At 66.5% G+C, this 13,013-nt stretch carries 10 protein-coding genes; 4 read left to right on the top strand and 6 right to left on the bottom strand.

The window, feature by feature from the left end; genetic code table 11:
• Positions 1-13 precede the first annotated feature (13 nt).
• A complete protein-coding gene (locus AC4ELH_RS24515) occupies positions 14-418 on the top strand; it encodes a RidA family protein (protein WP_064957945.1) in 405 nt (134 codons plus the stop codon).
• 29 nt (positions 419-447) lie between these two features.
• Here AC4ELH_RS24515 and AC4ELH_RS24510 read toward each other — a convergent pair whose 3' ends face one another.
• The 3 genes from AC4ELH_RS24510 to AC4ELH_RS24500 all read right to left on the bottom strand — a co-directional run bounded on the left by AC4ELH_RS24510 (position 448) and on the right by AC4ELH_RS24500 (position 3,627).
• Positions 448-1,227 (bottom strand): alpha/beta hydrolase, encoded by a 780-nt coding sequence (locus tag AC4ELH_RS24510; RefSeq protein WP_448448935.1) that lies wholly within the window; start codon positions 1,225-1,227, stop codon positions 448-450.
• Between the two features lie 114 nt (positions 1,228-1,341).
• Complete coding sequence (locus AC4ELH_RS24505; RefSeq protein ID WP_064881034.1) at positions 1,342-2,580, bottom strand: acyl-CoA dehydrogenase family protein; 1,239 nt, start codon at positions 2,578-2,580, stop codon at positions 1,342-1,344.
• Between the two features lie 27 nt (positions 2,581-2,607).
• A complete protein-coding gene (locus AC4ELH_RS24500; RefSeq protein WP_064881036.1) occupies positions 2,608-3,627 on the bottom strand; it encodes an oxygenase MpaB family protein in 1,020 nt (339 codons plus the stop codon).
• A gap of 227 nt (positions 3,628-3,854) precedes the next feature.
• Here AC4ELH_RS24500 and AC4ELH_RS24495 point away from each other — a divergent pair, with 227 nt between their 5' ends.
• Complete coding sequence (locus AC4ELH_RS24495) at positions 3,855-4,772, top strand: adenylate/guanylate cyclase domain-containing protein (RefSeq protein ID WP_498887299.1); 918 nt, start codon at positions 3,855-3,857, stop codon at positions 4,770-4,772.
• Positions 4,773-4,799: 27 nt separating this feature from the next.
• On the opposite strand, the gene AC4ELH_RS24490 is transcribed toward AC4ELH_RS24495, so the two are convergent.
• Genes AC4ELH_RS24490 through AC4ELH_RS24480 form a run of 3 tightly spaced genes read right to left on the bottom strand, consistent with a single transcriptional unit; the run spans position 4,800 to position 9,129 of the window.
• Positions 4,800-5,663 (bottom strand): hypothetical protein, encoded by an 864-nt coding sequence (locus tag AC4ELH_RS24490; protein ID WP_498887297.1) that lies wholly within the window; start codon positions 5,661-5,663, stop codon positions 4,800-4,802.
• Between the two features lie 2 nt (positions 5,664-5,665).
• Positions 5,666-8,155 (bottom strand): hypothetical protein, encoded by a 2,490-nt coding sequence (locus AC4ELH_RS24485; protein WP_498887295.1) that lies wholly within the window; start codon positions 8,153-8,155, stop codon positions 5,666-5,668.
• Positions 8,152-9,129, bottom strand: a complete 978-nt coding sequence (locus AC4ELH_RS24480; protein ID WP_498887293.1) for a hypothetical protein — start codon at positions 9,127-9,129, stop codon at positions 8,152-8,154. The genes AC4ELH_RS24485 and AC4ELH_RS24480 overlap by 4 nt, the downstream gene beginning before the upstream one ends.
• 347 nt (positions 9,130-9,476) lie before the next feature.
• On the opposite strand from AC4ELH_RS24480, the gene pheS reads away from it, so the two are divergent.
• Together pheS and pheT are read left to right on the top strand one after the other, a co-directional pair.
• Positions 9,477-10,520, top strand: a complete 1,044-nt coding sequence (gene pheS / locus AC4ELH_RS24475; RefSeq protein WP_064881107.1) for a phenylalanine--tRNA ligase subunit alpha — start codon at positions 9,477-9,479, stop codon at positions 10,518-10,520.
• The gene (gene pheT, locus AC4ELH_RS24470; RefSeq protein WP_448448941.1) at positions 10,520-13,012 is read left to right on the top strand and encodes a phenylalanine--tRNA ligase subunit beta; all 2,493 of its coding nucleotides are present in this window, start codon (positions 10,520-10,522) and stop codon (positions 13,010-13,012) included. The genes pheS and pheT overlap by 1 nt, the downstream gene beginning before the upstream one ends.
• Position 13,013 lies beyond the last annotated feature (1 nt).

Here is a 13,013-nt window from a genome sequence, read left to right as displayed (position 1 = left end):
GAGGAGATTCACCGTGTCTGATTCGCGGGTCATCCGTACCGACGACGCCCCGGCCCCCGCTCACACCTTCAGCCAGGGCGTCCGAAAGGGCGGATTCCTGCAGGTGTCGGGGCAGGGTCCGATGGACCCTGCGACCAACACCTACATCGGCGAAGGCGACGTCAAAGCGCAGACCCGCCGGACACTGGAAAACGTGAAGGCGATCCTGGCGGCCGGTGGCGCCGGCGTCGACGACGTCCTGATGTTCCGGGTCTACCTCACCACGCGCGAGGACTTTACGGCCATGAACGAGGTGTACGGCGAGTTCATCGCGGAGAACGTCAAATCCGACCAGCTTCCCTGCCGGACCACGGTATTCGTCGACCTCCCGCACGAGGTCATGCTGGTGGAGATCGACGCGCTCGCTGTCGTCGGATAATCGGGCAGGCTCGCTGAGCGGGCCGCGGGCTACGTGTTGTTTTCGAGCCACGAGTGAATTCGTTCGGCGACCGCAGCCCATCCGGGCTCGAGCATCATGTTGTGTCCCATGCCGGGGAATACTTCTTCTTCGGTCCGATACGCAAGTGCCGTCGCGCGCATCTCGTCTCGGGTGACCGAGCCGTCATGTTCGCCACCCATAACGAGCACTGGCGTCGTGATGTGTTGTGGCTGGGGCAGGTTACGGAGCATGCCCGATATCGCCCGTGCGCTTTCTTCCTGTATCCGGGCGGCGAATCGTGTGACGTCTGGCTCCGGGGTGCCCGGCGAGAACAGCCAGTAGCGGGCCCGTTTGGGGGTCTTGAAGCAATGCGACGACCTGTGAGTGACCAGCGCCCGGGCCTGAAGCCACGGATGCCGCACGGTGAACCGCCGGATCTGCCTGCTTGATCCCGACGGGGGCACGGAACCCATCAACACCGCCGCAGGTGCCTCGTGAGACTCCAGGTACTTCTGAACGATGAAACCGCCCATGGAATGGCCGATTACCACGGGTGGGGCCGGAAGGCGGTCGGCAATTGAGGCGACATCGTCGACGTAGTCGGCGATCGAACAGTCGTTGAGCGGTTTGGTCTCGGAGCTGGCGCCGTGCCCGCGGAGGCTCAGCGCCAGCGCCCGATAGCCTTTGTCGGCGAAGAAATCCAGGAAATGCTCGTCCCAGCACCAGGCGCCGTGGAACCCTCCATGCACGAACACAAGCGGTACCGGGTGGGATTCGGTGCAAAACCCCTTGTCGATGACCTCGAGCATGAGCCTCGCTCCTTGCGCTCTGCAGCCGTCGGCATCGGCGTGCGCGGTACTGCGTTGTCGCTGAGAGTAGCTTCTCGTCAGACCCGGCGAAGGTGAAATGATCCAGGGGCAGGTTTAGCTGAGCAAACCCCGTGCCACATGGGTGATCTGCACCTCGTTGCTGCCGGCGTAGATCATCAGCGACTTCGCGTCGCGGGCCAACTGCTCCACCCGGTACTCGGTCATGTAGCCGTTGCCGCCGAACAGCTGCACCGCCTCCATCGCGACATCGGTGGCGGCCTGAGAGCAGTACCACTTGATTGCGGAAGCCTCGGCGAGGGAGATCGAGACGCCCTTCTCGGCGGATTCGATGACGCGGAACAGCATGTTGCGCACGTTCATCCGGGCCACTTCCATGTTGGCCAGCTTGAGCTGGATCAGCTGGAACTGGCTGATCTCCTGGCCCCACAGGGTGCGGGTCTTGGCGTAGTCGACGCTCAACCGCAGGCATTCCTCGATCACGCCCAGCGCCATCGCGGCCACCCCGATGCGTTCGGCCGAGAAGTTCGACCGGGCGCTGGCCCTGCCTTCGTCGGCGCCTTCGTCGGACCCTTCGGTCTCGCCGAGCAGCCGGTCGCGTCCCAGCCGGACGTTGTTGAAGAACAGCTCGCCGGTACGCGATGAGTGAATACCCATCTTGCGGAACGGCTTCGACTGCACAAAGCCTTCCATGCCACGGTCGAGGACGAAGGTCAGCACCTTGCGGTTGCGCTTGTCCGCACCATCACCCTCGTCGAGCTTGGCATAGACCACCACCACATCGGCGTCGGGGCCATTGGTGATGAACGTCTTCTGGCCGTTGAGGATGTAGTCGTCGCCGTCACGGGTGACATAGGACTTCATGCCGCCGAAGGCATCCGAACCCGAATCGGGCTCGGTGATCGCCCATGCGCCGATCTTCTCGTAGGTCACCAGGCCGGGCAGCCAGCGTTCCTGCTGGGCCAGGGTGCCGCGACTCTGGATCGTCGACACCGTCAGGCCCAAGCTGACCCCGAGGCCCGTGACCAGGCCCATCGACACCCGGCACAGTTCGCTGATCAGGACGAACCCCATGCCCGGCGAACCGCTGCCGCCGAACATTCCACCGCGGGCGCCCGACGGCTTGCTGTCACCGCTGCGCAGCTTCTCCAGCCGCTTGTCCAGCGATTCCTTGGAGAGGGCATCAATACCGAACGTGGCGAAAAGCTTTCGCACGATCGGGTACGGCTCCATGTCGCCGCTTTCCAGCTCGTCGAGGTGCGGCCGGATCTCCTTGTCCACGAACTCGCGTACTGCGTCCCGGACAGCAATGTCAACGTCAGACCAATCAAGCATCTCGCCAGCTTAGACAGGTGTCAAAAGTCAGGCTGCACTGCGCCTGGCCGGCCGTCGCAGCGCCGGCAGGGAGAAGGTGGTGTGCACCAGCGCGCCGGCCCGGTCCAGCAGGGTCTTGTGACGTGGCAGGTAGTGCATCGGCATCCCGCGGCGGTCGCGGGGCGGGGCCATGAAGCCAGGTGCTTCGACCAGGGGGCCGTCGACCGGTAGTTTCCCGGCGGCACGGCGGTAGGCCGACAGGGCGCGCGGGTGCAGCCTGATCTCGTCGGGTACCGCGACGAATGCCAACTCGACCATCTTGCCGAAGATTCGCAGCAGCACCTCGTCGCCGGGCGTCCAGCGCATGCCGGCCTTCTCCCGCACCGCCGGGTCGAACAGGCCGGCCGCGATCCAGCGCTGTGCGCCGACAAGGGGTTTGAACAGTTGGTCCCACACCGGTGTCGGCATCAACACGAACCACGGTTTGGGGATCCGGATAGTGAAGATGTCGAGGGTGGCCCGGTTGATCTCGAGCTCGTCTCGGCACTTGGCGTCCCAATACTCCTGAAACTCGTCCCAAGTATTCGGAACGGGCCGCATGCTCATGCCGTACATGCGGTACCACTGCACATGCTCGTCGAAGAGTTGACACTTCTCGGCTTCGGTGAGCCCGCCGCAGAAATACTCCGCGGTCTTGATGATGAGCATGAAGAACGTGGCGTGCGCCCAATAGAACGTCTCAGGGTTCAGCGCGTGATAGCGCCGGCCCTGGCCGTCGACGCCCTTGATGGTGTGGTGAAAACCCTTGATCTGCGCGCCGGTGTCGGCCGCCCGGTCGCCGTCATAGACGACGCCCATGATCGGGTAGACCGACCGGGCCACCCGCTGCAGGGGTTCGCGCAGCAGTATCGAATGCTCCTCGACCCCGGCGCCGAGTTCGGGATACATGTTCTGGATCGCTCCGATCCAGACGCCGAGCATCCCCGTGCGCAGGTCGCCGAAGTACTTCCAGGTCAGCGAATCCGGTCCGAGTGGATCGTGCTCGCTGGTGGTGGCTCGTGTGGTCATTGCGTCCTCGTTGACTCGTCATGACGTGAATCACAGCTCAGCTCACGATAGTAGTGACAACGTGTGTTGTCTACGACGCCACGGCGCGTCGCTGTGCACTGTTATTCGTCGGCTACCGTGGCGCCATAGGGCCGTGACCAGGCCGGTTTGGCGCCGCCAGGGGAGGGTGAGCACCGTCGCTCGTGGCGCGATTGCCGCCCGGTCTGCGCGCCACTTACTCTTGCGCTGTGGATGGCGAGCCGTTCGATGACCCGTCCGGCGAGGTCGGGGATATCGGGCAGGCGCCACAGCAGCGTCCTGCGAAGGCACCCGGGTTGCCGGGTCCGTTGGGCTGGCTGCAACGCACCAATCGCAGCCCGGCTGTCGTTGACCTGGTCCGGCGGGCGCGGCGGGCATTGCCGGGCGATCCTGATTTCGGTGACCGTCTCTCGGCAGCCGGAGAGGGCGGACCCCGCGCGGCCGCGCGCGTGGCCGACCGCCTGCTGGACCGTGATGCCGCCTCTCGGGAGGTGAGCCTGGGCGCGCTGCAGGTGTGGCAGGCGCTGACCGAACGTGTCTCGGGAACCCCGGCCAATCCCGAAGTGACGCTGGCGTTCACCGACCTGGTCGGTTTCTCGTCGTGGTCGCTCCGCGCCGGCGATGACGCCACGTTGCGGCTGCTGCGACGGGTGGCTCAGGTCATCGAACCCCCGGTCCTCGAGGCCCGCGGTCACATCGTCAAGCGTATGGGCGACGGCATGATGGCGGTGTTCTCCGATCCGGAAACCGCCCTGCGCGCGATGCTCGTGGCGCGCGAGGGGGTCAGGAACATCGACCTGGACGGCTACGCACCGCGGATGCGCATCGGTATCCACACCGGGCGTCCGCAGCGCATCGGGTCGGACTGGCTCGGCATCGACGTCAACATCACCGCTCGCGTGATGGAGCGGGCCGCCAGGGGCGGCTTGATGATCTCGCACACCACGTTGGAGGGCATCTCGGAAGAGGAGCTCGCCCTTCTGGGTGTGACCGTCAAACGTGAACGGCGGCAGGTTTTTTCGGCGAAGCCGGAGGGCGTGCCCGATGATCTGATCATGTACCGGGTGAAAATTCCCAGGCGGTTACCGGCCGGCGAACATGAGGGTGACGGGGCGCCGGGGGCATAGGCCGCACTCACCGGGGCGCGCCCGGCGCTACCGGAATGGGTCGTAGTCCTGCCCGGGCGGCGCCGGACGTGCGGGTGCCTGTCGGGGAGGTGGCGCGTACGTGGGTGGCGGAGCGACCGGCCTGGTGGTGACGGTGTCGGGTTCTGCAGGCCTCGCGCTGGTCGGCGCAGGCGCGACGGGGGGCAACCCGAGCATCGACAGCTGGTCTGCGGTTGACGGCGTGACGAAATAGGACTTGGACTTCGGCTGGAGGATCAGCGCCACGATCGCGATCGCGAGGAGAAGTACTGCGGCGCTGAGGATCAGCGTCAGCGTCCTGAACCACGAGACCTGGGCGCCCGGAGCCAGCACGATGATCACGACGGCGACCGCTGCGATGACCGCGATGCCGACGAGTATTGGTGTACGGGCGGTTCGATGTCGGCCGGCGTAGCGAACGGCCAGCCACACCAGTGCCCCGGCGACGCCGACCGAAACTGCCGCCAATGTCACCCCGGGAAATGTGGTGCCGCCGTATACGAATTCGAGTTCCGGTAGGGCCAGCAGCGTGCCGATGGCGCCGACCACGAGCAGTGTGGCGATCCCACCCACCAGGTAACCAGCCAGGAAAACCGTCCACGGCGGGCCGCCTGCCTCCCACGGCGGCACCGTAGACGACCCGGTGTGCGGGAGCGGCGCGGGAGGCCCCGGTGTGGCGGTCTGGAGCACGCCGGTCCAGGCCGGCGCAGTTGGTGCCGCCGCCGGCCGAGGTGGTGGAGCCGGCCGAGGTGGTGGAGTCGGCCGCGGTGGCTGAGGTGGCTGAGGTGACGGAGTCGGCCGCGGCGGCACCGTGGACTGCGGTGGGGCCGGGTCGGCGAACGGGTCGTAGTTACCGAAGGGATCCAGTGACACGGTCAGCCTCCGTTTCCGGCTTTGCGGCGGCGCCACCACAGCGCGCCACCGGTTACGAGCCAGGCCGCCACGGGCAGGGTCACCAGCAGATAGAAGTACGGCTTCGAGGTCGCGGGGTTCGGGATTTCGTATGGCGTCCACGACGTCGGTTGCTGCGGCCAAATCTGGTTCAGCGGAACAGAAGTGTTGATGTCGCCTATCCAGATTTGATCACCGGTCTGCTGCTCGACCGGGCCGACGATCGACGGTCCCGCCGCAGTGGCGATGGACGCGTACTTCGTCTTGAACTCCTGTTCGCCGACGTCCTTCAGTTCGATCTTGCTGAAGTCGACGCCTCCCCAGGAGCGGCCCCGAGTCCACGTTCGGTCACCCTCCTGGGTTTTCCAGCTGAAGGTCGGTTTGGCGTGGGTGTACGAATAGACGTAGCGGTCGAAGACCTCACGCGAATTCCACGGTACGGTCCAGGCGGCGACATTGCCCGAATCGATGACATCCGCATACTGAGTTGGCTTGTCCGCGTTGCGCTTCCGGTACCACTCGGCAGCGATCCGGCTGGCGTACACCCGGCGCAGGTCGGCGAACTCGGGATCATGATTGATCGCCTCGACCACCGCGGGCATGATCATGTCCTGGTACAGCTGACCGTTTTGCGCGGTGATCGCCGGATCCTGGCCGTCGCATGATTGGTTCGGGCTGATATCGCCGTCCTCGAGCCCGACCTTGACAGTCAGTGGTGCGTCGATGATGTACAGCTGGTCGCCGTCCTCCCGAACGGTGGCCGGCGTGGGTTCTATCCATTGCCTGCGTCCCAGGAAGCATTTGTCCGTGCCGCGCAGCGCGTCTTCGAATCGTTTGCCCAGCGGCGTGTCGTCCCGCTGCAGCCGGCCCGACACCTCTTTCATCTCCAAGTCCGCCTCAAGCAGCACCTGACCCGCTTGTGTCTTGCCGAACTCCCGGTCGATGACTCGGTCCGGCTCGGTGGGGTTCAGGTTGACCCAGAACTTGTCGGGGGACAGCGCCATCCAGACGTAGAAGGCGTCCATGGCCATCTGGGCATTGCGCTTCCCGCCGTAGGACGGCACATCGTCGGATGTGGTGCTGGCCCGGAACGCGTACTGCATTGCCGGTTTACCTGCGACTGTGTCGGTGACATAGCGCAATTCGAGGGTCGAGAAATCGATCCCGCCGTAGCCGATCGCGGGCGCGGCGGGCGCCAAAGGTGCCTGCTGGGGTGCTGGTGCTGCAGGGGCGGGAGCTGCAGGTGCCGGTGCTGGTGCCACAGGTACCGGTACCGGCACGGGAATCGGCGCCGCCGGTATCGGCGCGGGTACGGGGACCGGCACTGGAATGACGATCGGCGGTGGCGGTGCGGCAGGCGCTTGCGGGGCCGGGACAGCTGGAACCGCAGGTGCGGGCGCCGGCCGTTGCTGTGGTGCCGGCTGTTGCCGTGGCATCGGCGGTTGTGCCGGTTGTTGTGGTGCCGGTGCCGGGCCGGCCTGAACCTGGATGGGCGCCGGTTTCGGCTGCTGTGCGGGAGCCGGTGGTGCCGGCTGTAGCGTCGGACTGGCGGGTTGATCGAGTGCGACCTCGATTTCGTCTCTGACCGCCTGATCCTCGGGGTTGTCCGGCGCGTCTCCCAAGGGAAGCGGCAACGAAGCTGCACCACCCGGGCCGCCGGGACCGCCCGGTCCTTCGGGTACAGCCTTCGTCGGCCAGTACTTGACGCACACCGCCGTCGGCATGGCTGCGCCGTCATTCCTCAGCTGATCCAGGGTGCGCTTGATCCAGCGCTGCGTGGCGGGGCTGGGTAGCTTGCCGAACATCATCACCAACGAGGACCCGGTTTGGCCGGCCATCTTGACGTGTTCGATGAACTGTTTTCTTGCATGCGAAGCAAGCGAGTCCCCGGACTTGGCTTCGACGATGGTCCACAGCCGTTTCGGAATCTTGTTATCGACGTTGGTGATATCGAAAACCGGTCCGTTCGGGAGGATCCCGGGGTTGATCTTCGAGCCCTTGATCCAGCCCGCCGATCCGCTGTCGGACAGCTTCCACAGTTCGTCCCACAGAAAGTCTTCGAAGGCGGGTCCGACGCGCCGGTTCTTGATGACGGTGATGTAGTTCGACTTCCACCGCCCGAAGGCCATGGGCTTGGCTCCGGCGGCAGCTTTGGCCCGGGTGTAGTTGCGCCAGGTGATGAGCATGTGATTCTCGGTGCCGCCGGACAGGCCTTCGTCGTCGAGGATCCTCAGTTCGTCGCTCGACGGTTCATCGATCGCTTCCAGGCCCGGATCCAGACCCGGATACCGGTACTCGACGGTGCTGTTTTCGGGTGCCACCTCGGTGGCATCGAACCCCGGCAGGGCAAACCCGGTGGTGCACTCGCCGTAGGCCCCGTACTCGGCGTGGGCGGTAGCACCCCCCAGCCACGTCGAGCCGGCGATGACCAAAACGATCACCATGGCGTAAGTGGTGAGCTTGTGCCCGGTCATGATTTGGCTGCCCAGCGGTCGTAGTAGCCGCGGGCTTTGGGTTGGCCTTTGGTGATGCCGAGGCGGAACAGCCGGAACGGGCCCGTGACGTCCCTGTCGTCATTGCTCTGCACTTCGTACGCGACGAGGGCGGGGTCGCCGGGCTCCCTCGTGTAGTCGACGTAGACCCAGCGGGAGGGTCGGCTGCGGCGCAGCATTTCGCCGAGATACCAGCAGGCGCCTGCGAGTAGGTCGGTGTTGGCGGGGTCGTTGATGGCTTCGACGGTGGGGGTGTGGTGGTGGATGAGGTCGGTGAGGCGGTCGATGGATTCGGGGGTGAAGTCCCAGTTTCCGGGGTAGCGGGTGGCCCATTGTGGGAAGTCGCGTTGGCGGGCGGCCAGCCAGTCGTCGAGGACGGGTGAGGGTTCTGGGCTGGGCAGCAGGTCGATGCCGACGACGCCGGGCGGTGGTGGGGTGGTGACCTTTTCGCTCCAGGCGGTGAAGGCCTGGACCAGTGGACCTGCGTCGGTGGGCCGGTCGATGACCGTGGCGAAAAGAAGGTGCAGAGGTGAGACGGGGTGGAGTCCGAGTCCGTCACCGGGTACGGCGATGGGGAGACCGGCGGGGGTGCCGGCGGGGTTGTCGTCCCAGCCCCAGTAGGTGGTCGTGATGCGGTCGAGTAATGCGGTGTCGGTGAGGGTGGGTTGTGCCTGTTCGGCGAAGCCGGGTTGGTCGTCCCAGTCCCAGTGTCCGGTGGTGAGGTGGGTCAGGGTCAGGCCGATGTAGGCGATCAGTGCGCGGACGGCGGGGCGGTCGTCGTCGGTGAAGAGGTCGTCGGGTTGGTGGAACAGGTTGGTGATGACGTGTTCGAGTGCGCGCAGTGATTGGGCCGAGTAGTCCAGGGCGACTCCGTAGGGTTCGGCCAGCCCGGCCAGTCCCGCCACCGCGGGCGAGATCCCGTCGTCCCACTCATCAGCCAACTTCTGACGATCCACCTGACCACCTTCTATAGCAATTGTCATAGCGGCGGGCACGAGCTTTCCGCCGGTCAAGACTGCGCACCGTAGAGCAGTTGGCCGGGGCACCGGAAAATTCGAAAAGGCTACTTCGGCAAACTGTCCTGAGGTGGCGAGATCGATCCGTTCACAAGCGTAACGGCATTCATCGGGCACCTCGCGCGCTAATTTGATTTGGCTGCCCAACGGTCGCAGCGGGCGTGGGCTTTGGAGATGCCGAGGCGGACGAGGCGGAACGGCTCGACGCAGAGTTGTCGTGGTGGCTCTGCCCTTCGTACGGGCAAACGGATTCGAAGCCTGATCAGGCCATCGCCTATGATCGCCGGGTGGCTGAGCAGCCCAGTGATCTCTCAGAAGAAGCCCTGACCAAAGCCGTCAGCGCGGCCCGGCATGCCTTTGAGCTGGCCGGTGACCTCGACGCGCTCGCGCGCGCCAAGACCGAGCACCTCGGCGATCGTGCCCCGATCGCCCTGGCGCGCCAGGCGCTGGCGACGCTGCCGAAGGCCGACCGCGCCGACGCCGGCAAGCGGGTCAACGTCGCCCGCGGCGAGGCCCAGCGCGCATACGACGAGCGGCTGGCCGCGCTGCGGGCTGAGCGCGACGCCGCGGTGCTGGTCGCCGAACGCATCGATGTGACGCTGCCCTCGACGCGGCAGCCGGTGGGCGCCCGGCACCCGATCACCATCCTGGCCGAGAACGTCGCGGACACCTTCGTGGCCATGGGGTGGGAACTGGCCGAGGGCCCAGAGGTCGAGACCGAGCAGTTCAACTTCGACGCGCTCAACTTCCCTCCGGATCATCCGGCACGCAGTGAGCAGGACACCTTCCAGATCGCCCCGGACGGGTCGCGGCAGGTGCTGCGTACCCACACGTCGCCCGTCCAGATCCGCGCATTGCTGGAACGCGATCTGCCCGTCTATGTCGTCTCGATCGGGCGGACCTTCCGTACCGACGAACTCGACTCCACCCACACGCCTGTCTTCCACCAGGTGGAGGGGCTCGCCGTGGACAAGGGTCTGACCATGGCGAATCTGCGCGGCACGCTGGACGCGTTCGCACGGTCCCAGTTCGGCCCGGAGGGGCGCACCCGGTTCCGTCCGCACTTCTTCCCGTTCACCGAGCCCTCGGCCGAGGTGGACATCTGGTTCCCCGGCAAGAAGGGCGGCCCCGGCTGGGTCGAGTGGGGCGGCTGCGGCATGGTCAATCCGAATGTGTTGCGCGCCTGCGGTATCGACCCCGACGTCTACTCCGGCTTTGCCTTCGGTATGGGATTGGAGCGAACCCTGCAGTTCCGCAACGGAATTCCTGACATGCGTGACATGGTCGAGGGTGACGTCCGCTTCTCGCTGCCGTTCGGGGTCGGTGCCTGATGCGGATTCCCTTCAGCTGGCTGCGGGAGGCCGTCCGCGCTGGTGCCCCGGATTGGGATGCGTCCGTCGAGGAGCTCGAAGAGACGTTCATTCGGATCGGGCACGAGGTCGAGGGGATCATCCCGATCGGCCCGGTGAGTGGTCCGCTGACCGTGGGCCGAGTCGCCGAGATCGAGGAACTGACCGAGTTCAAGAAGCCCATCCGGGCCTGCAAGGTCGATGTCGGCGTCCAGAATCTCGACGGCGAGTTCCGCGATATCGTTTGTGGTGCAACGAATTTCGCAGTCGGCGATCTGGTTGTGGTGGCACTGCCCGACACCGTGCTGCCCGGTGACTTCAAAATCGCCACGCGCAAGACCTATGGCCGGGTTTCCGACGGAATGATCTGCTCGGCGTCGGAGATGAACCTGGGCGTCGAGGGCGCGGGCATTCTGGTCCTGCCCGAGGGCACGGCTGAACCGGGCACCCCGGCCGCCGACATCCTCGGCCTCGACGACGTGGTGTTCCATCTGGCGATCACGCCGGACCGCGGCTATTGCCTGTCCGTCCGTGGACTGGCCCGCGAGATCGCCTGCGCCAACGACCTCGAGTTCGTCGACCTGGCCGATGTGACACCGTTGCCCGCCGAGGGCGAGGCCTGGCCGCTGACCGTCCAGTCTGGCACCGGGGTAAAGCGTTTCGGACTGCGCCCGGTAACGGGCATCGACCCGGCGGCGGTGTCGCCGTGGTGGATACAGCGTCGATTGATGCTCAGCGGTATCCGCGCCATCTCCCCGGCGGTCGACGTGACGAACTACGTCATGCTCGAACTCGGTCATCCGATGCACGCGCATGACAGCAGCTTGATCACCGGCGGCTTCGACGTGCGGTTCGCCCGCGACGGCGAGAAGGTTGTCACCCTCGACGATGTCGAGCGCACCTTGAACTCGGCCGACGTGTTGATCGTCGACGATGTCGCGACGGCGGCGATCGGCGGCGTGATGGGCGCGGGCACCACCGAGGTGCGCGATTCCACCACCGATGTGCTGCTGGAAGCCGCGGTGTGGGATCCGGCCGCGGTGTCGCGCACCCAGCGTCGACTGCACCTGGCCAGCGAGGCCGGCCGCCGGTACGAGCGGTCCGTGGACCCGGCCATTTCGGTTGCCGCACTGGACCGTTGCGCGACCCTGCTGGCCGAGATCGCCGGCGGAACGGTCGAACCGAAGCTCACCGACTGGCGGGTGGACGGACGCACCGACTGGTCCCAACCGGCCGTCGAGATCCCCGCCGACCTGCCCGACCGCACCGCCGGCGTCGACTACGCCGCAGGCACCACGGCGCGGCGGCTGATCCAGATCGGTGCTGAAGTCACCGGTTCCGACCTGCTCACCGTCACCCCGCCGAGTTGGCGGCCCGACATGCGTCAGCGTGCCGACCTCGTCGAGGAGGTACTGCGACTGGAGGGCCTGGAGTCCATCCCGTCGGTGCTTCCGACCGCGCCGGCCGGTCGTGGTCTGACCCCGGTCCAGAAGCGTCGCCGTGCCATCGGCAAGTCACTCGCGCTGGCCGGGTTCGTCGAGGTCCTGCCCACGCCGTTCCTTCCGGCCGGAGTGTTCGACGCCTGGGGCCTGGCCGCCGACGACGCCCGCCGCAACACCACCAAGGTGCTGAACCCGCTCGAAGCCGATCGGCCCGCGTTGGCCACCACGTTGCTGCCCGGATTGCTTGAAGCGTTGGGCCGCAACGTGTCCCGTGGCTCCGCCGATGTGGCGCTGTTCGGGATTCAGCAGGTGGTGCACCCGACCGAGCAGACCCGATCCGTCGAGCGCATCCCGAATGACCGTCGGCCGACCGATGACGAGATCGCCGGGCTCGACGCGTCGTTGCCCCATCAGCCGCAGCATGTCGCGGCGGTGCTGACCGGACTGCGGGAGCCTGCGGGGCCCTGGGGTCCGGGACGTCCGGTGGAGGCCGCCGACGCGTTCGAGGCGGTGCGGGTGATCGGCCGGGCCGCCGGAGTGGAGTTCACGTTCCGCGCCGCCCAGGAGTTGCCGTGGCACCCGGGGCGCTGCGCCGAGGTGCTCGTCGGCGATGCCGTCGTCGGCTACGCCGGCCAGCTGCATCCGGCGGTCGTCGAGCGGACGGGGCTGCCGAAGGGCACCTGTGCCGTCGAACTCGATCTCGATGCAGTGCCGATCGTCGAGACGCTGCCCGCACCGAAAGTGTCGCCGTTCCCCGCCGTGTTCCAGGACATCAGCGTGATCGTGGCCGACGATGTGGCCGCGGCTGCCGTCGTCGACGCGGTGCGCGACGGGGCGGGTGAGCTGCTCGAGGACGTCCGACTGTTCGACGTCTACACCGGCCCGCAGATCGGGGAGGGGCGTAAATCGCTGACCCTGGCACTGCGGTTCCGGGCTGCCGACCGCACCCTGACCGAGGACGAGGCCAGCGCCGCGCGCGATGCCGCGGTCGCGGTGGCCACGGAGCGCGTCGGCGCTGTCCTGCGCGGCTGAA

The organism is Mycobacterium shunyiense (assembly GCF_058270075.1).
The sequence above is the reverse complement of the archived record's forward strand: the minus strand, read 5'-3'. Positions and strand labels throughout refer to the sequence as shown.

Bases quoted from the DNA above. Each gene is read 5' to 3' on its own strand.
- AC4ELH_RS24505 (WP_064881034.1), bottom strand. From the start codon at position 2,580: ATGCTTGATTGGTCTGACGTTGACATTGCTGTCCGGGACGCAGTACGC.
- AC4ELH_RS24485 (WP_498887295.1), bottom strand. From the start codon at position 8,155: ATGACCGGGCACAAGCTCACCACTTACGCCATGGTGATCGTTTTGGTC.
- pheT (WP_448448941.1), top strand. From the start codon at position 10,520: ATGCGGATTCCCTTCAGCTGGCTGCGGGAGGCCGTCCGCGCTGGTGCC.
- AC4ELH_RS24500 (WP_064881036.1), bottom strand. From the start codon at position 3,627: ATGACCACACGAGCCACCACCAGCGAGCACGATCCACTCGGACCGGAT.
- AC4ELH_RS24510 (WP_448448935.1), bottom strand. From the start codon at position 1,227: ATGCTCGAGGTCATCGACAAGGGGTTTTGCACCGAATCCCACCCGGTA.